Genomic DNA, 19,240 nt, shown 5'->3' with positions numbered 1-19,240 from the left:
CGGTAGGGTTACCTGACGAGCAAATGGGTAATTCTGAAGTGGGACATATGCATATAGGCGCAGGCAGAATAATCCAGCAAGATTTCACCAGAATAAACCAAACGATAAAAAATGGTGACTTTGCAAAAAATCAGGTCTTCAACGAAGTCATTGATAGCTTACATCATACTAATAAAGCACTTCATATCATGGGCCTGTTTTCTCCTGGCGGAGTTCATAGCCATGAACATCATTTATTTGCATTGCTCGAGTTGTGCCATTCTAAAAAATTCAATACAGTTTATTTGCATTTATTTTTAGATGGCAGAGATACTCCTCCGCAAAGCGTGTTAGACAGCCTTCATCGTTTGGATAAAGAACTCAAATCACATGCTACTGGCTCGATAAGCTCAATCACAGGGCGCTATTATGCAATGGATCGAGACAAACGATGGGAACGAATAGAGCCTGTATATGACTTATTAACCCAAGGCATTAGCTCGCATCACTTTGATGATGCAGAATCAGCCGTTAACTATTTCTACCAGCACAATCTTTCTGATGAATTCATTCCTCCTACGATAATAGGAGATGGTAAAATCATTGAAGATGGCGATGCGGTACTGTTCTTTAATTTCAGGGCTGACAGAGCACGACAATTAACTGCCGCCTTTATAGAGCCAACATTCAATGGATTCCAAAGAACAATTCAGCCCCAATTATCACATTTTATCAGCATGACTCAGTACGATAAAAATCTGCCGACAACCGAAGCATTTCCTCCCCTACCTTTAAACAACACCCTGGGCGAAATAATATCAGCACAAGGCTTAAAACAACTTCGCATTGCTGAAACGGAAAAATACGCTCATGTAACCTTTTTTCTCAATGGTGGGACCGAACAAGTATTCGCCAATGAAGAACGAATCATGATTCCCTCCCCCAAGGTCGCAACTTATGACTTACAGCCTGAAATGAGTGCTCCTGAACTAACCGATAAGCTCGTAGATGCCATAATGCTAGGGCAATATGATGTCATTATCTGCAATTATGCGAATGCAGACATGGTAGGACATAGTGGAAATTTTGATGCAACACTTCGTGCAATAGAATGCCTGGATCATTGTATGCAGCGGGTTTGGCACGCATTGAGCCAACAAGAGGGAACATTGTTAATTACAGCAGATCATGGAAATGCCGAAGAAATGTTTGATGATACGACTCATCAAGCTCATACTGCCCATACCAGTGAGCCAGTTCCTTTTATTTGCGTAGGTGGGGATTGGCAGTTCACACAAAAAGAAGGCAGCCTGATAGATGTTGCCCCAACCCTGCTGTCAATAATTGGCATAACCCCTCCAGCAGAAATGACTGGCCATGTTTTATTGGAAAAAAACCATGCTCACGCGTAATCACCCATGTTTTGCTAAAAAAGCATGTCTGAGTGGATTGGCACTGGGGATGATGATAAGTTTTAATCTCGCTGCAAAACCAGAGCCCTCTCCAGTCATCCAGACTCAAAATAAACTAAAGCAACTAGATGCGCAAATTAAAGACTTGCGGCAAAATTTAGCCACCGCACATGACAAAAAAGGTATACTCAATAAGGAACTTTCAGGTACAGAGAAGCAAATAGGTGAAGGGGTACACCAACTGCGAACCATACAGCGTGAAATAAATGCCAAAGAACATAAAATCGCTGAACTGCATATAAAAGCAGAAGCGTTAAATAAACAGCTAGAGACCCAACAGGAATTATTGGCAAATCATGTTCGCGCACGTTACCAGACTGGCGAATACCAACCATTAAAATGGATTATTAATCAGGATGATCCTTATAGAATAAGTCGAATTTTAACTTATTATCAGTATATTATTAAATCTCGGCAAGACTTGATCAAACAAATCGACGAAACCAGAAAGAATCTAAGTGAAAATAAAAATAAACTGCATAGTGAATTATCTGAAAATCACCAGTTACAAAGCCAATTATCCCAACATCAGCAGCGATTGGAACAAAACAAAAAATACCATACAGAGTTAATCCATTCCCTAGATAACGAAATACAAAATAAACAACATGATTTGCACGAAGTTCAAAAAGATAAAGCCAATTTATCAAGATTATTAAAATCCTTGGCTGAACAAAGTGTAGTGCAAAGCAGTAAACCCTTTGCTCAAATGCGCAAAAAATTGCCGTTGCCCGTACATGTTGAACACAGATCCTTGAGTAGAATGAATCAAGGCGTGACATTTTTTGCCGATGAAGGGGCGGTAGTAACTGCCGTGTACCCGGGAAAAGTAGTATTTAGTGATTGGTTAAAAGGATATGGGTTACTTTTAATTATTGATCATGGACAGGGTTTTATGACCCTATATGCTCATAATCAATCTTTGTTTAAACACAAAGGACAAACAGTCCGTCAGAACGAGCAGATAGCCAGCGTAGGTCATAGCGGTGGAATCAAGCAAAACGGTCTATACTTTGAAATAAGACTAAGAGGAAAAGCGGTTCCACCGCTAGACTGGTTGTCTTAGGGTTAGCGCCTGGCACTTAAATTGCATTTCAATATTTAATAAAAACAAAAGAGGCGGCTGATTTTATGGCCTTGCATCCTAGGAGATCGCTATGGTTATTAAGAAAATTCTTCCCCGTACATTAGCATTAGTCTATGCAGTAGCGTTGATGCTTCCATTAACTGCATTTACGGCAGATGAAACAGATACCAACAATACTAATACGAAACGAATTCCATTGGAAGACGTACAAAGATTTTCTAATGCGATAGGGGAAATTAAAAAATATTATGTAAAACCAGTGGATGACAAAGAGCTGTTTGATAATGCAATTCGCGGAATGCTCACTGGATTAGATCCTCACTCCAGCTACCTGAATGAAGAGGAATTTAAAGAGCTTCAAACCTCGACCAGTGGCGAGTTTGGTGGATTAGGTATAGAAGTAACTATGGAAGATGGGGTGGTCAAAGTAATTACTCCCTTGGTTGATACTCCAGCGTTTAAAGCAGGCATAAAATCAGGTGACTATATTATTAAATTAGGTAAAGAATCTGTGCAAGGCCTGACTTTGAAGGATGCGGTAAATCTGATGCGCGGAAAGGCTGGCACAACAATAGAATTAACTATTTTACGTAAAGGCGCCAGCAAACCCCTAACTTTTGATCTAATCCGTGAAGTAATACAAATAAAGAGTGTAAAAAGTAAAATGTTAAGTGATGGCTATGGTTATATTCGCTTAACTCAATTCCAGGCATTAACCGGAAAAGACATGCTGCAGGCTGTGGAGCAATTGAAACAACAATCCCATGGAAAATTAAAGGGCTTGGTATTGGATCTTCGCAATAACCCCGGAGGATTGCTGGATTCAGCAATTCAAGTGTCTGATGCGTTCCTAGGTAATGACAAATCAGGTAAACAAGAGCTGATAGTCTATACAGAAGGCCGCCTGCCTGGCTCTAAATTCACCGCCTTAGCTAACCCCGGTGATGTACTGGATAACGCACCAATAGTGGTTCTGATTAATAATGGTTCTGCATCTGCTTCTGAAATAGTTGCCGGAGCACTAAAAGATAATAAAAGAGCCATCATTCTTGGAACCAAAAGCTTTGGTAAGGGCTCAGTGCAAACAGTACTGCCTTTAGATGGTAAAACAGGCATAAAATTAACCACTGCCTTGTACTACACTCCATCAGGCACATCAATTCAAGCTAAAGGAATTATTCCTGACATCGTGGTTGAAGAAATGGATGTTCCCAAGAACTCGGTAAAAAAGTCTGATGTAACAGGATTTAGTGAAGCAGATCTGAGTGGACATTTGATAAATAAAAATAATCCCGAAGATAATAAAGCTAAAAGTGAAGCGAAAGCGGATGACCTGATTCATGAAGATTATCAACTCTACGCTGCACTGACTGTACTGGAAGGGATGGCTTTGGCAAACCGATAAATTTAAAACAAGCATCTGATATGCAAAGGGTAACAGGCAAAAGCGTGTTACCCTTTCTTCTTGGATACGATGACCAGCTTCGTAACCTCATTACCCTGTGAGCACCTGCCCGTTCCTAATGGTTTTAATTTCAGATTGAGTCAATAGAACTCCCTTAGCACCCAGAGAAAATGGTCCCATCACTCCGACTCCTTTTGCCAGAGAATGGATTTGCCGTGCTACTTCCTCACTGGAAAATTCATGTTTTATCTTCATCGCCATAGTGATGCCCTTATTAAGAATTTGGAAGACATCATAAGCATATCCTGCTTCAGTCACCGGATGATTGAAATATTCTTCCTTAAACCGTTTAATAAACTCTGGCTTCATTTCATGAGCATCAATATACCATTGACCATCAAAAACTCTCATTACTGTAGGAGTAACTCTATCAACTATGCTTGTAATGGGTTTATCCACATGAATATTGAGCATTTGTGAATGTATTAATCCGATTTCTTCAGGAGAAGCCATGATTAAATACAAATCTGGATTTTTTTCTTCCATCTTCTGGATTACCCCAGAGAAATTGGTCTCATTTGCTTTTACTTCTTGATACGCAGATATTTTTATTGTTGAATGGGCCTGTATCTGTTTCATGACGCTTTGAGTCAGCACCATAAAAGAGGGCTGTCTTGTGGTAATAATAGCTATTTGCTTCACTTTTTTACGTCGTAGTTCCTTTATCAATACGGCTGCTTGTTCGTATGCTGGACTCCAGGCAAGAAAATTATTTATACCATCAGCAATAGAAGAATCGCTAGCCATACTAAAATGCAGGATATTATTTTGTGTTGCCAGTGGTGCAATGAGCGCTCCATTTTCAGTGCCCTCTGTTATTAATACATTGATATGATGAGCATCAATAAATTTTTGCAGTGTTGGCAGTACTTTTCCCTTAGAGGGAAGGACATCCAGAGTATAAAAAGCATAATTAATCTGAGACGATTTAAATTGGTCGCGGGCCATTTCCATAGCAGCCAGAATATTTCGTCCTATAAAAGCAGACTTATCTGAAAAAGGAGCATAAATTCCCACATTGATTTCTGTTTTTTTATTCGCTTTAATAGTATTAGAATCAACAACGGCATGGCAGATGCTACCCCATATCATCGATAAAACTAACGCGCAGTTAATAACACATTTGTTCAACAATACATTAGACATATTCATCTTCAAGGTTATGAATCGTGAAAAATATTCTGCTATGAATACGCGATAAATACAATGTTTATTAACAACCCATCCCTGGAAGTAAATGCAGTAACCCGTATTAGAGGTCAGACACTGCTGTATTTCGACTCAGTCTAATACAGACTACATATCAGGTTAAACCGCAGCACATAATGCGGACAAGCAAATTAAAAGCGAACTCAAAAATAGAATCACTAACCAATCTATAGGGAATCAAGTTAAATTATGCGATAATCTCTGATTTTATGAGAACCATTAGTTCATTATGAATCCAATTAAATCGCTTTCTATCCTGTTTAGCTTCTTGTTTATCGCTCCTGCACATGCACAGGTTGACGAATATTTTAATAACATTAAAGCAGATCCCAATGCCCTATATGCCTTTTTCAAAGCGATGCCTAAAGGTGGCGAATTGCACTATCACCTGGCTGGAGGCACCTACCCCGAAACCATGCTGTCCATTGCCGCCAAGGGTAATTATTGTATGGATTTAAGAAGCTTCGCCGTACACAAAAGCACTACACATTGTGATGGAATTAAAGTCGATGAGTTATTCAATAAACCAGAACTCTATTCCAGGGTTATAAAAGATTGGTCCTTGAAAGACTTTATTCCAGGCAAAGAGTCAGCGCACGATCATTTTTTCAATAGTTTCATGAAATACATGCCTATTGTTTTTAATTACCGTGCCCAATTAATCGCCGATGTAGTGGAGCGCGCTGCACAACAACATGAACAGTATATGGAACTCATGGACATTACAGATAATGGTAATTCTTTGCGTTTTGGCGAGCTAATAAAAAACGTAAAATCAAACGATGAAAAGAAGCAACTACTTCTGGCAAATAAAGAATTTCAAAATAATATCGAACAAACAATTCTGGAAAGTGATTCTATGCTTGATGGAGCTCAAGCCGTATTAGGCTGTAAAAAAAATCCAGAGCGAGATGCCTGCAAAGTAAAGGTTAAAATTTTATATTATGTATTGAGAGAACAACCTCTGAATAATCTGTTTGCTCAAGCATTAAATGCTTTCGAAGCAGTCAGTCGTTCGAAAGGTAATTTGGTTGGGGTAAATCTGGTACAACCAGAAGACGGCATTATTTCGTTGCGAGATTACCATCAACAAATGGAAATTTTTAATTATTTACACCAACAATACCCCCAAGTACATATTAGCTTACATGCGGGTGAATTGGCCCCTGAAGCAGTAACACCTGAAGACTTAAGCTACCACATTCATGATGCCCTGATTACAGGCCACGCCCAAAGAATTGGCCATGGAGTGGATATTGGTTATGAAAACAATGCAAAAGATACTCTGGACTATATGGCGAAACATCAATTGCCAGTTGAAATTAATCTGATCAGTAATCAAAAACTATTGAATATCTCCGGTCGCAATCATCCGCTGAATTATTATTTGAAGCACAATGTACCTGTTGTTTTATCTACTGATGATGAGGGAGTTTTGCGCACTGACCTGACCAGGCAATACGTTGAAGCCACCATTGCCCACGGACTTGATTATCCAACATTAAAACAAATTAACCGGAATGCGCTTACTTTTGCGTTTCTTCCCGGAAAAAGTATCTGGGCAGATGCGGGAAAAGGAGAATTTGTTCCTGAATGCAAGGACTTAAACAGCCTATCGTGTACAACATTTACCGCCAAAAGCGAAAAAGCTCAGTTGCAATGGAATCTGGAACAACAATTAATCATTTTTGAAAATAAATTTCGAATTAAATAGGTCTAACACACTTTTAGCCCCATATCTCATGGGGCTGAATTTCTTCGTCTCTTAAGAAGTCATTAGCAGACAAACTCCGCGCTTACGGTCATTCCTCTCTTACCCCCGCAAATTAACCCAACAGGCTGCAATCGGAATGTTTTGCACCACCTGTACGCCAAAACTCTTTTACAACGCCAGAAGTTAAGGTAAAGTTGGAGCGACAACCGAGGTGGAAGCACTCGTATTCCCTGCAGCATCCTTCAAGGTTACATACAAGATTTCTCCATTTGTTTGGGGATAATCTAGCACCAAAGAGAAATTACCGTTACCACCCACAATGCTTGATCCCAGTATAATGCCTGAAGAATTTCTAACCTCTGCAGTAGTTCCGGGCTCCCCATTTCCGGTTACCGTTGTTCCGCTTGAGTCGATTGCCACATTGGTTGGGACTGACAGTGGAACATAGGTGTACGCATTTGGTTGCTCGATGCTTCCTGATGAAGTTGTTACTACGATAGAAACTAAGCCGGCTGGGTGCGAAGGGGTAATTACGGTGAGCTGATTGCTGGTAATTTGCGTTAGCGTAGCAGCAATCCCGCCAAAAGTAACGCTTTGCGTAGTATCTAGATTAGAACCGCTAATGATTACTGTTGTCCCTCCGGCACTAGTGCCGGTATTCGGATTAATCAACGTAACTGCCGGTACACTTGCTGAAGCATAAGTATATCCTTTGGGAGCGAATGTTTGCTGACCATCTGGATTTTGGATAACGACATCCACCGATTCAGTTAATATACCTGGAAGCGCAGGTACGACCACCTTAATCGTTGTGGAGGACAGCAATTGGATGTTTGTCGCAGCTTGCCCGCCAAAAAAGACGGTTAAACCTGGCATAAAATTACTACCACTAATGGTTACGGTATTCCCGCCAGCCAGCGGACCGTTATTGGGGCTAATACTGTTAATACTTGGAGCTAACAATTTAGTATATTGTTCTGCAGTAATTAATACTTGCTGCATTTTTACAGCTGGAGTCCGTACCCATTGGTGGATATCAGTTAAGGAATGGTCGATTAAATACTCTTTTTCATAACGCCTCTTCCCATCGCCAAACAGTTTAAACCCCACAGAAATGCTGTTATTATCGGGGATTGCATTTCTTGAAACAATACGTTGTCCTGTTATTGAAACCTCTGTATTTAAACGCCAGGAAGGCAGCATGCTAACTCCGGCTTGATATGTATCGTAAATCTCACGCACAGTCGCTTCACCTGACAGCTTAAATTGCTCATTAAATAATTGTTCTATTTTGATGCCCAACCCCAGTCCGTTACGATCGTACTGAGATACAGGACTAAACCTGGTATTGTAACGCACTTGATCATAATAAAGAGTTCCTTGCACCAGAGTTGAGGGTGTCACTAATGCATCAACACCTGCATCAAGCCCTTGGCTTGTTGCCCCAGCAAGATAACGGTAATTAATACATTCTAAACCTGCAGCAAAACCGCCACAATTAAAACCATTGGATGTGAACAGAACTGGATTTAAGTCTTTGTTGGCAGCTTGTGCCCAGTACCCTCTTGCATTGACTCCGCGAATGAGGTGATCATTTAGCAAATGTTGCAATTGAACGCCATAAGCATCTTGATGGACTCGAGCACGCAGATCTCCCGAATCAAACTGAAAGGGTAAACGTTGTCCTAAACGTTCTACAGTTGCTTTTATCTGGCTTAATGGAGAAAAACCATAACCCAGAGTACCATTTAATCGATATTGATCGTTACCGTATTCACCTAAAACACCAAAGGCAAAACGCTCCCCTAAGGGGGCTACATACTGAGCATTAAAATAGGTGCCAGTGAGATCGCTGTAGGTAATTCCCCAGTCGAGAGGTCCTTTCAGATTTAAATGTCTGTTCGTTAAGGATAAATTATTTAATGAGCTATCTGTTTGTACGGGAGTTAACGAGCGCGGGCTTTGTGTATTGGGGACAAGGGCTGCAACAGCCATGGGCAACAATTGACTATATAAAAGAACTACTGCAATGATGCGGTGGAAGGTACTATTAGATGATGTTCGATGGTATTGAGAGCAGTAGCTAGACATTATTAATATCTTGTTTTTATTGATTAATAAGATAAGACGGTAGCAAAATTTAATTGAAAGATAAATAAAAATAATGAGGTTTTTTATATGATTAGGAAGAACTCCCTTCTCAATCCAGGCCATCTATTAATATAATAAAAACGTCCACATTCTCATAAAACATTGCTATTCTTAATTAATGTACGAATTTTCAGGCTAGGTTATGCTCACTGATTCAATAGCTCAATTTTTCCAGTCAGAAGCATTTGCAGTATTGGGTGCTTCTTCCAACAGAGCCAAATACGGTAATAAAGTGTTGCGCTGTTATTTGCAACATCACAAAAAAGTATATCCTGTAAATCCTCATGAACAACAAATTGAAGGCTTGAATGTAATTCCCGTTTTAAGCGCTTTACCTGAAGAAGTAGCAAGCATCTCCATCATTACACCACCACCAATCACAGAACAAATAGTTAATGATGCCATAAAAAAGGGAATAAAAAATATCTGGATGCAGCCTGGTGCGGAGAGTGACAGCGCTATTCGCCTGTGTGAAGCAAACCACATTAATGTTATCGCCCAAGGCCCTTGTATTCTAGTGGTTTTAGGTTATAACGAATATTCCAATACGTAATTAGCATAAGTATTCACCCAATAGCGTCATAAAAACATATCTCTCGTTCGAAGCCTATCTGTCTTCTCGCCCCCTTGGAGAGAGAGGAATATGTGACACAAACTTCTTAAATTGACGCTATTGGGTGAATGCTTACTAATTGTTTACAGTGTCGATAAGTAAATCGAAGGAGTGCACATGAGGAATGAATTAGCTAAGCTGGATATGCCATCGCGAACGCTTAAAAGCCTGCATAGCGAATAGCATGCAGGCCTGAATGTGGGAGCTTAAACAGAAAAAGGATCGCGTAAAATGATCGTTGAATCTCTTTCTGGTCCAGTAGATAACATATCAACAGGAATACCCAATAGTTTCTCTATTCTTTTGAGATAAGCAATTGCATTTGCAGGAAGCTCGCTTAATACCTTGATATCCGCGGTATTTTCTGTCCAGCCAGGCATCTCTTCATAAACAGGTATCAATCCTTCGAAATCATCCGCAGCTTGTGGCGGACGTGACAATAAGTTGCCATTGCTGTCTTTGTAAGCTACCGCAATACGTAGAACATCTAAGCCATCCAAAACATCCAGTTTGGTCATGCACAAGCCAGTGATACTGTTTACTTCAATTGAGCGCTTTAATAAAACGGCATCAAACCAACCGCATCGTCTAGCTCTTCCCGTAACAGCACCAAACTCTTGGCCTCGCTCTGCAATTTGCTTGCCTACCTCATCATGAAGCTCCGTTGGAAAAGGACCACCACCAACACGAGTTGTGTACGCTTTGGTAATGCCCAGAACGTAATCAAGGTATCTGGGACCAAATCCAGCGCCATTAATCACCGAACCGACACAGGTATTTGATGAAGTAACAAACGGATAAGTTCCATGATCAATATCCAGGTAAACCCCTTGGGCACCTTCAAATAAAATATGATCGCCCTTTTCTCTATGCTCATGCAAACGAGCCGATACGTCACAAACCATAGGGCGAAGTTCTTCAGCCCACTTAAATGCCTCATCTAGTAGAGGTTGTAACTCTACAGGAGGCTGTTTGAAATACTCGGTCAAGACAAAATTGTGATAATCCAGTAAGGCGATTAATTTTTGAGTGAATCGCTCAGGATGAAACAAGTCACTCACCTTCAATGCTCTTCTGGCTATTTTATCTTCATAGGCAGGACCGATACCACGTCCGGTCGTTCCAATGGCCGCATTACCCATATGAATTTCACGAGCTTTATCCAACGCAACATGACACGGAAGAATTAATGGGCAAGCCAGGCTAATGCGTAAACGCTCTCTTACATTGACGCCTTTCAGTTCAAGCTCATTAATTTCTGAAAGTAAGGCTTGAGGAGAAAGCACTACACCATTAGCAATATAACAGGTAACGTGAGGTCTGAGCATGCCTGAAGGAATTAAACGCAAAACCGTTTTAACGCCATTGATTTTCAATGTATGACCTGCATTATGGCCGCCCTGATAACGAACAACCACTTGTGCATCCTGCGTTAACAAATCGACAATCTTGCCTTTGCCCTCATCGCCCCACTGTGTACCTAAAACAACAACATTCTTACCCATGATCTACTCTTAGTCTGCAAAGCTGATTGGTATTGAACCCGATTTCAGCAAAATCGGCCATTATAATTAATTTTTAGCAGCTACACCAACATTATTTGGCATTGCTTGCTTAAAATAATCAAAAAACGAACTGCTTTGATCTAAAACCAGCACATCTCTTTTATTATTAAAGCTGCCTTCATATGCAATTAAACTGCGATACAATGCAAAAAAGTCTTTATTTTGACTGTACGCTTTAGCGTAAATCGCAGCAGCTTCTGCTTGTCCTACAGCTCTGGTCTGTTGTGCATTACTTCTGGTTTTAGCTAATAAAACCATTACGTCTGCATCAGCCTTTGCCTGTATCTGTTCCGCAGCAGCCTGCCCATCAGCACGGTGTCTGTTAGCAATTTTTTGCATATCCGCTCGCATACGCTGATATATGGCATTGCTGGTATTAGCAGGAAGCTCTATTCCTTTAATACGCACATCAATGACCACAATACCCAGTTCGCTAGCCTGTTTTTCCGCGGCGTTACGAAGTAATTCCATCACATCATCACGACCACCTGACACTACCTCTGAAATAGTACGCTTACCAAATTGTGCGCGTAATAAAGTATTTAATTGCTGCTCCAACAACGTTTCCGCTTTGAACTGATTACCACCCGTTGATTTAAAGTATTGTGCTAAATTGGCAATTTGCCATTTAACATAATAATCAACCATAACGTCCTTTTTCTCTTTGGTTACAATACGCGTGGATTTAATATCCATCGTTTGAATACGAGTATCAAAAATACGAACACTTTCGATAAAAGGTGTTTTAAAGTGAAGTCCAGGATTTAAAACTTTTACTTTATCTGTCTGAGCATCTTTTACCAAACGGCCCAAGCGCAGAATAATACCTTGCTGGCCCTGAGTGACAGTGAACACACTGGTTAAGAACAGCACCAAGATTAAAAACAGCAAGATACCCAAGGTTGTTTTTGTTGTATTCATTATTCATCTCTCCCTTGGTTGTAAGTAGGTCTGATGATATCGCGTCCTGCAAGCATTAAGCTTTCATCATTAGTGCCGCTGTTCGCACTACTGAGTTTATTTTTTAAATTAGCAGGCTGCGCCTCCAATGGAGTTCCCATCATTTTATCTAAAGGTAAAGACAATAAATTACCGGTTTTACTCTCTACAACAATTTTCGTGGTATTGCTTAACACTTTTTGCATGGTCTCCAGATACATACGCTCTGACATTACCTGAGGGCTTGCAACAAAATGAGGCAACAATGCTAAAAATTCAGATACTTCACCTTGTGCACGTAAAACAACCTGCTTGGAAAATGCCTGTGCTTCCTGCTCTATACGGCTTGCATTACCTTCTGCAATAGGAACTACTTTTGCTGCATAAGCAAAAGCTTGCTCTTTGAAGCGTTTTTCATCTTCCTGGGCTTTAATCGCATCATCAAAAGCGTCCTGAACACTTTCTGGTGCTCTGGCAGGCTGTGGAGATACGTTAACAATTGAAATCCCTGGCTTATATATATTAAGAGTTTTCACCAAAGTATCTTGTACGCTATTCCCCCAGACTTCTCGTCCCTCAGTGATAATCTGATCCAGAGTGGTCGTGCCCACAACCTGTCTTAACGCACTGGAAGTCGCTTGCTGAAGACTTTCCTCCGGGTTGGCCACATTAAACAAATATTGATGCAAATCGCTGATACGATATTGTACCGCCAAAGAAACAGCAACCAGGTTTTCATCACTAGTCAGCATCTGAGCTGAGTACGAATAATCCAGAACGCGATCAACGTTCATCACTACTTTGGAAGAAATAATTCTGGGAATCCAATGAGGGCCAGGTCCCACAGTTTCAACATACTTACCAAAACGCAAAATAACGGCCTGCTCTGCAGGATCAACGATAAAAATGCCTGAAAGCACCCACAGAATGAAAGCAACCAGAGCAATTATGCCCGCCAACAGACCACCACTTGAACTGCCTGAAGACTCTTTGTCTGATTTACCAGTACCTCCAAAGAAGGTCTTTTTCAATTTTTCATGGATGCGTTTCAACGCCTCATCTAAATCAGGAGGCTGATTTTTACCTTTCCATGGATCCTTGCCTTTTTCTGGCTCATTCCACCCCATGTACGACTCCTAGCTATTTCAAAGAAAGCTAGAATTCTATGGGGTATATTAAGTTTAAGCAAGTAGATACTGTTTTAAGTCTGATTATTTCAGATAGACATAGTATTTGCCATGCACGGGCATGGCAACTATTCAATAGTCTAATTTAGACAGAGTCAAATCCGGTTCAGGAATCACTTCCTCCTGAATAGGCGGGATAGGATTAAACATTTCGCGTAGAATAATTCGAGTTCTGCTGGTGGGATAAGTATCAGAGTATCGTTTTACAGTAGCCCAATCACATCGACCTTCAGCGATCATCCAACGCATAGTGCTCCAGCGGTTCGGGAGAAGCTGGCTTTCATAAGCTTGATTATAGCGCCTGACAAACTCGGCATATAATTTTAGTGGACTGGTTTCAGAAGCCAGATTTACTGTTGCCGTTGTTTGCATAGGGGCGCTTTCTTGAGCTATCAAAGGATTACTGTACTTTTTAACAACCAAATCTTCCACCATAAAAGCAGCATTGCTGGGCATCCCCAATAAATGACGTATAGAACTACCCCATGAATGGTCTGCATAAATAATATAGTGAAGAGCGCTTTCAGTGAGATGACAACGAGTTACAAAAGGATCAACAAGTTCAGGTTTATTTTCCAAATAACGGTGTATTGCTTTTAAGAGGCCCACACGATTATTACTTAGCACGTTACGCATTGCGTCATTACGAGGCGGTTCAGCGCCGTGACACAATAATATCGCGACACCACGCAGGGCATTAGCTGTTTCATTGTGATTGGCGATACGCTCACAAAATTCTTCTATTGCGGTGTGACCAGTCGTTGTCCCTTCAAAAAAATGGCAATTTTCAGTTTCCAGCATGAGTTGTTCAACAGGAAACTCCATCAGTGCTTCCAATGCATTAATAGTCCCTGAACGGGCAGCTAATAACACAGGAGTATCCATCATCGCCCCCATAGGGTTAGTCAGATTCGCTCCTTCTTTTGCAAGCAAACGCACGCCATCAGTATAATCAAGGACCACGGCCTGATGGATGGGTTGGAATTTTACTTTAGCATTAGTCTTATTGGTTACTGCATGGAGATTAGGATCTTGAGCTAACAGCGCGACCAGTAGCGCTGAATCTTTATTATCTAATGCTAATGAAAGCAAAGTACGCCCTTCTGTATCACGTCGGTCCACATCAAAAAAGTAACATTTGAGTTGATCCGCAAATTCTTTTGCCTGCCTACGAAGAAAATCTAACGCACTTAAGACATTAACCGTGACGAGTTCTGCGAGAGAGGCACCCATTTTATTCGGCTGCAAAAGATGAAGGGCTAATTTAATTTTCCCAGTCAAGATGGCTTGATGAACCGGTTCCCCCACATTCGCATCTTGTGATAGCTCTAAAACCAGATCAATTTTATCTATTAAATTACGCGATACATCGTCAAGGTCAATACCGTATTCAGGTTCCTGATACTGCTCAATCAAATAATTCAGGACCGTCATTTGCGTCCCATTGGCGAACCAAAAGAGTTGTTCCAGAAAATCCTTGTTCTGTTTCAATTTACGATTAATAAAGGCCTTAAACTCATCTAAACTCAAGTCAGTAGCCTTATTCATTTCAGTTATAAAGTCCATATTTTTACATCCTTTTGGGGTTACTTATAAATAAGCCGCTTAACGGGTATCAATATTACACAATGAACAATTGAAGATCAAAGCGAATATCAACTCTTTTCCAAAGTATTTAAAGCCATTTGGCATTTCAGTTTAAAATACCTCTATAGCCATGATTTATCTCACAGCCTCCCTGGCCCCACTGCCATTAAGCTAAGGATTTGGCCGTCATCCTGAGGAGCTAGCAACGAAGAAGCTCCCTGGATTCAGGAGATCCTTCCCAGGCCAGGATGACGTACTTTTATTAACTTAATGGCAGTGTCCAATACATCCTATTTTTTTATAAATATTAAATCCCACACCCCATGACCTAAACGCTCCCCGCGCTGCTCAAATTTAGTCAGAGGTCGTGATTCTGGTTTAGGTGAGTAACCACCTTCTGATTGCACGTTTTTTAAATCAGGTATTGCAGATAAAACTTCTAATATATGTTCAGCATATTCTTGCCAATCAGTTGCACAATGAATAAATCCATCTTTCTTAATTTTCTGAACTAATAATGCAATAAATTCAGGCTGAATCAAGCGTCTTTTATGATGACGCTTTTTATGCCAGGGATCAGGAAAGAAAATCTGCACCCCGGAAAGTGATTCCGCGGCTAGTTTTGTCTGAAATACTTCAACGGCATCGTATGCTGCAATGCGCACATTGGTCAATTGGCGATCATGCAAATCTGCAACCAAACTACCGACTCCAGCTTTATGCACTTCTATACCCACATAATTTGTCTGAGGGCTATTACTTGCCATAGTACACAAAGAAGTTCCCATACCAAAACCAATTTCAACAACAGTTTCAGCAGTACGATTAAAGATATGTGCCAAATCCCAATGAGAACTATCCATTGGTAATTCATAATCTTTTAACCATAAATCCAAACCTTGTTGCTGCCGGTTACTTACGCGTCCAGCGCGAAGGACATAACTTTTAATCTTACGATGCATCAGAATTACTCAATTGAAAAGGGGAGAATTATACTGATTTTGTTTAAAAGTTCTACCAAGCTTCCTCCTTAGGTTATTTTTTGATACATTACCCTTAGTGATTGTTCTAATGGTTGTACTGATTCGTTACACGCGTCGGGTTTATTCACGTAGTGAAGTAAAAATTATTGCAATATTGGAGTTTTTTTGTTATAAAACCGCTCTTGTATTTCACATCCGGCTATTTTGTTTAACGAAAGCCCCGAATTTTACAAAGACTAATTACTATATAGAAACTATTTGGAGTAACAGAATGTCTAGAGTATGTCAGGTAACTGGCAAGCGACCCATGACTGGTAACAACGTGTCGCACGCTAACAATAAAACTAAAAGACGCTTTCTGCCCAACATTCAGAACCACAAGTTCTGGGTTGAAGAAGAAAATCGGTTTGTCTCATTAAAACTAAGTACCAAAGGTATGAGGATTATTGACAAATTAGGTATAAAAGCAGTTCTGGATAAAATCAGAGCTAACGGCGAAAAAGTATAATTCAAGGGGATAAGCCATGGCAGCTGTTACCGTAAAAGTGAAAATGGAATCCACAGCAGGAACTGGATACTATAAAACCACTACTAAAAATCCACGTAACCATCCTGAGAAGATGGAACTTATGATGTACGATCCTAAAGTTCGTAAGCACGTGCTTTTTAAAGAGAAAAAAGTAAAATAATCAAAGATGCCCCAAATAAATTGGGGCTGTCTCCCCCCCCTTCCAACTAAAATAAATTCAATTTGTATAATTTGCTAATTAACTTGTTCATTTCGTTAATAAAATCAAAAAATAATCGTTATTTATCTTTAAATTAAGCCCGACAAATACTGGATAATCCTTACGGATCGTTTAAACTGATAGTTAATAGCAGTGAAAACAAAGAGGATTTGCATGAAACAGTCATTGCAGCTTAGTATTGGTCAACATCTCACCTTAACACCGCAGCTACAGCAAGCAATAAGACTTCTGCAATTATCGACAATAGATTTACAGCAGGAAATCCAGCTGATTGTTGAATCAAATCCAATGCTTGAAGCAACTCAGATTGAAGAGAAAGAAGAGACACGCCTAGAGAAAGCACAGCAGCAGAACAATGACGAATTTGCCGATTTTCAATGGTCACAACTTTATAATAATTTAAGCAAGCGCAATAACTTTGATGATAATGATTATAATTTTGATAATTTACATTGTACCACCACAAACCTGCAAGATCATTTACGCTGGCAGCTTGAACTCTCCCCGATGAGCGATATTGATAGAGTAATAGCAACAACAATCATTGATGCGATTAATGATGACGGCTTCCTGACTACGTCGATTAATGATATCTATAACATTCTAAATAGTGATGACTTTCCTTTGGATTTGGATGAAATAGAGGCGGTAAGACATAGGATACAACTATTTGATCCTGTTGGCTGCGGCTCGGCTAATCTGTCTGAAACGCTGTTAATTCAATTAGAACAGCTACCACTGGATACCGAATATATAGCAATTGCTAAAAAAATACTTATAGACGATATTGATTTACTGGGACAACATAATTACCGACAATTGATGAAAAAGCATCAAATCAGTGAAAAAATTATTGATGAGATTCTTCAGATCATACAAAGATTAAATCCAAAGCCTGGCAATTTAATTCATCAGGCGATAACAGAATATATCATCCCTGATTTAATCGTCAAAAAAATAAATGATCAATGGACAGTGAATCTCAATCAAAGTGTGCTGCCACAATTAAGCATTAATAACCAATACGCTTCATTAATTCAACGAGCGGATAACAGTGTTGACAATCAATATTTAAAAAATAATCTGCAAGAAGCGCGCTGGTTCTTAAAAAGCATCCAAAGTCGTCAGGAGACATTACTCAAAGTAGCCTCCTGTATTGTAGAATATCAACAAGGGTTCCTGGAGCTTGGTGATGAGGCCATGAAGCCTTTAATTTTAAATGATGTAGCGACCGCCCTTGATATGCACGAATCAACTATATCACGTGTCACTACCCAAAAATTCATGCACACTCCCAGAGGAGTATTTGAACTGAAATATTTTTTCTCCAGCCATGTAAATACAGACGCCGGCGGTGAATGCTCATCAACGGCGATTCGAGCAGTGATCAAAAAATTAATTCTGGCTGAGAATAGAAAAAAGCCATTAAGTGATAGTAAAATCGCTGAGCTTATCGCGGAACAAGGCATACAGGTTGCAAGAAGAACTGTTGCAAAATATCGAGAGGCAATGGGTATTTCCCCATCCAATGAAAGAAAAGTAATTCGTAGTTAATTAAATAAGTCAACTGAAGGAGAGCTTTATGCAAATCAACATCACTGGGCATCGTTTGGATGTTACTGATTCGCTCAGAGCATTTACCGAAGAAAAATTCGAAAAGCTTGAGCGTCATTTTGATCACATTACTGCCATTAATGTAGTTTTTGACGTCGAGAAGCTAAGACAGATTGCTGAAGCAACTATTTTAATTAATAAGGGCGAAGTGCACGCCAGCTCTGAGTCAGAGGATATGTACGCGGCAATCGACACCCTGGTCGATAAACTGAATCGACAACTGGTGAAACACAAAGAAAAAATCCTTGGTCACCGTGACGACCACCCCAGAGAATAATCTTAACCTGATATACAAACACCACTGCTCATTCTGTGGTGTTTGTATACTTTGCTCTAATACTCATCAAATAATCTGTATTCCCCTATTGACCCCGGTTTTTAATCTCTCTAATCTATACCTTCTGCTTGAGTCATGGTACATTGTATACGCTATGATAAAGACTAAAATTACGATAATTAATAAATTAGGTTTGCATGCCAGGGCTTCAGCAAAATTTGTCTCTACTGCGGCAAGATTTCAAAGCCATATCGATGTAACCAAGGACTCACAAACCGTTAATGGGAAAAGCATTATGGGTGTAATGATGCTTGCCGCCAATAAAGGAAGCGAGCTGACGCTTGAAATTGATGGGCCTGATGAAGAAGCCATGAATGAGGCACTAGTTCAGTTAATCAATAATTATTTCGGCGAAGGCGAATAAACCAAGAGCGATTGCCCCACCCGCTTTAGTTCAACTAAACCGTTCTTGCAGAGCGATACATATTCCCTGAACGGACTTTTTCTACATCCACTTGCCTTTGGAGACAGAGGAGGAGTTTGTGACACAAAACTCCTTATGATGCCATTGTCTGAACGGATATAATAAATTCTATCCAGCCTAATCCAGCGGAAAGTCAACAGCACCTAACACAGCAAGCAACGCTCA

17 protein-coding genes are annotated in these 19,240 nt (G+C 40.2%); 10 read left to right on the top strand and 7 right to left on the bottom strand.

The annotated features are described in order from the left end of the window. The 3 genes from gpmI to Q0495_RS02495 form a co-directional block, all read left to right on the top strand. Positions 1-1,391 (top strand): 2,3-bisphosphoglycerate-independent phosphoglycerate mutase (gene gpmI, locus Q0495_RS02505; protein WP_298622685.1); only part of this gene is annotated, 1,391 nt, incomplete at its 5' end. Beyond that, positions 1,378-2,517 carry a peptidoglycan DD-metalloendopeptidase family protein gene (locus Q0495_RS02500; protein WP_298622684.1) on the top strand — a complete coding sequence of 380 codons (1,140 nt, stop codon included), beginning with the start codon at positions 1,378-1,380 and terminating at the stop codon, positions 2,515-2,517. The genes gpmI and Q0495_RS02500, both read left to right, overlap by 14 nt. 91 nt (positions 2,518-2,608) lie before the next feature. Continuing rightward, complete coding sequence (locus Q0495_RS02495; RefSeq protein WP_298622683.1) at positions 2,609-3,943, top strand: S41 family peptidase; 1,335 nt, start codon at positions 2,609-2,611, stop codon at positions 3,941-3,943. Positions 3,944-4,033: 90 nt separating this feature from the next. Here the strand turns inward: Q0495_RS02495 and Q0495_RS02490 are convergent, their stop codons facing one another. After that, the gene (locus Q0495_RS02490; RefSeq protein WP_298622682.1) at positions 4,034-5,149 is read right to left on the bottom strand and encodes an ABC transporter substrate-binding protein; all 1,116 of its coding nucleotides are present in this window, start codon (positions 5,147-5,149) and stop codon (positions 4,034-4,036) included. A gap of 292 nt (positions 5,150-5,441) precedes the next feature. Here Q0495_RS02490 and Q0495_RS02485 point away from each other — a divergent pair, with 292 nt between their 5' ends. Beyond that, complete coding sequence (locus tag Q0495_RS02485; RefSeq protein ID WP_298622681.1) at positions 5,442-6,926, top strand: adenosine deaminase; 1,485 nt, start codon at positions 5,442-5,444, stop codon at positions 6,924-6,926. Positions 6,927-7,109: 183 nt separating this feature from the next. Here Q0495_RS02485 and Q0495_RS02480 read toward each other — a convergent pair whose 3' ends face one another. Beyond that, a complete protein-coding gene (locus tag Q0495_RS02480) occupies positions 7,110-9,017 on the bottom strand; it encodes an IPT/TIG domain-containing protein (protein ID WP_298622680.1) in 1,908 nt (635 codons plus the stop codon). A 202-nt stretch (positions 9,018-9,219) separates the two neighbouring features. Between Q0495_RS02480 and Q0495_RS02475 the strand changes: the two genes are divergently transcribed. Further along, positions 9,220-9,630, top strand: a complete 411-nt coding sequence (locus tag Q0495_RS02475; RefSeq protein WP_298622679.1) for a CoA-binding protein — start codon at positions 9,220-9,222, stop codon at positions 9,628-9,630. A gap of 266 nt (positions 9,631-9,896) precedes the next feature. Here Q0495_RS02475 and Q0495_RS02470 read toward each other — a convergent pair whose 3' ends face one another. The 5 genes from Q0495_RS02470 to trmB form a co-directional block, all read right to left on the bottom strand. Continuing rightward, a complete protein-coding gene (locus Q0495_RS02470) occupies positions 9,897-11,195 on the bottom strand; it encodes an adenylosuccinate synthase (protein ID WP_298622678.1) in 1,299 nt (432 codons plus the stop codon). Between the two features lie 66 nt (positions 11,196-11,261). Continuing rightward, complete coding sequence (hflC, locus tag Q0495_RS02465; protein WP_298622677.1) at positions 11,262-12,176, bottom strand: protease modulator HflC; 915 nt, start codon at positions 12,174-12,176, stop codon at positions 11,262-11,264. Continuing rightward, positions 12,176-13,321 (bottom strand): FtsH protease activity modulator HflK, encoded by a 1,146-nt coding sequence (hflK, locus tag Q0495_RS02460; protein WP_298622676.1) that lies wholly within the window; start codon positions 13,319-13,321, stop codon positions 12,176-12,178. Before hflK ends, hflC begins: the two co-directional genes overlap by 1 nt. A gap of 132 nt (positions 13,322-13,453) precedes the next feature. Further along, on the bottom strand, positions 13,454-14,947 hold the full coding sequence (ankC, locus tag Q0495_RS02455; protein WP_298622674.1) for a Dot/Icm T4SS effector AnkC/LegA12: 1,494 nt from the start codon (positions 14,945-14,947) through the stop codon (positions 13,454-13,456). Positions 14,948-15,258: 311 nt separating this feature from the next. After that, positions 15,259-15,930: a tRNA (guanosine(46)-N7)-methyltransferase TrmB gene (gene trmB / locus Q0495_RS02450; RefSeq protein WP_298622672.1), complete on the bottom strand. Its 672-nt coding sequence runs from the start codon at positions 15,928-15,930 to the stop codon at positions 15,259-15,261. Between the two features lie 292 nt (positions 15,931-16,222). Between trmB and rpmB the strand changes: the two genes are divergently transcribed. The 5 genes from rpmB (at position 16,223) to Q0495_RS02425 (ending at position 19,015) form a co-directional block, all read left to right on the top strand. Further along, positions 16,223-16,459: a 50S ribosomal protein L28 gene (rpmB, locus tag Q0495_RS02445; RefSeq protein ID WP_298622670.1), complete on the top strand. Its 237-nt coding sequence runs from the start codon at positions 16,223-16,225 to the stop codon at positions 16,457-16,459. A gap of 16 nt (positions 16,460-16,475) precedes the next feature. Further along, positions 16,476-16,640: a 50S ribosomal protein L33 gene (rpmG, locus tag Q0495_RS02440; protein WP_006872450.1), complete on the top strand. Its 165-nt coding sequence runs from the start codon at positions 16,476-16,478 to the stop codon at positions 16,638-16,640. 213 nt (positions 16,641-16,853) lie between these two features. Beyond that, on the top strand, positions 16,854-18,254 hold the full coding sequence (locus Q0495_RS02435; RefSeq protein ID WP_298622662.1) for an RNA polymerase factor sigma-54: 1,401 nt from the start codon (positions 16,854-16,856) through the stop codon (positions 18,252-18,254). Positions 18,255-18,282: 28 nt separating this feature from the next. Then, entirely contained in the window at positions 18,283-18,591 is a 309-nt protein-coding gene (gene hpf, locus Q0495_RS02430; protein WP_298622660.1) for a ribosome hibernation promoting factor, read from the top strand. A 154-nt stretch (positions 18,592-18,745) separates the two neighbouring features. Then, positions 18,746-19,015, top strand: coding sequence for an HPr family phosphocarrier protein (locus tag Q0495_RS02425; RefSeq protein WP_298622658.1), 270 nt, complete (start codon positions 18,746-18,748; stop codon positions 19,013-19,015). The last annotated feature ends 225 nt before the right edge of the window (positions 19,016-19,240 follow it).

This window comes from uncultured Legionella sp., from assembly GCF_937871865.1.
Taxonomy (GTDB): domain Bacteria; phylum Pseudomonadota; class Gammaproteobacteria; order Legionellales; family Legionellaceae; genus Legionella.
This window is presented reverse-complemented; position numbering and strand designations above follow the sequence as displayed.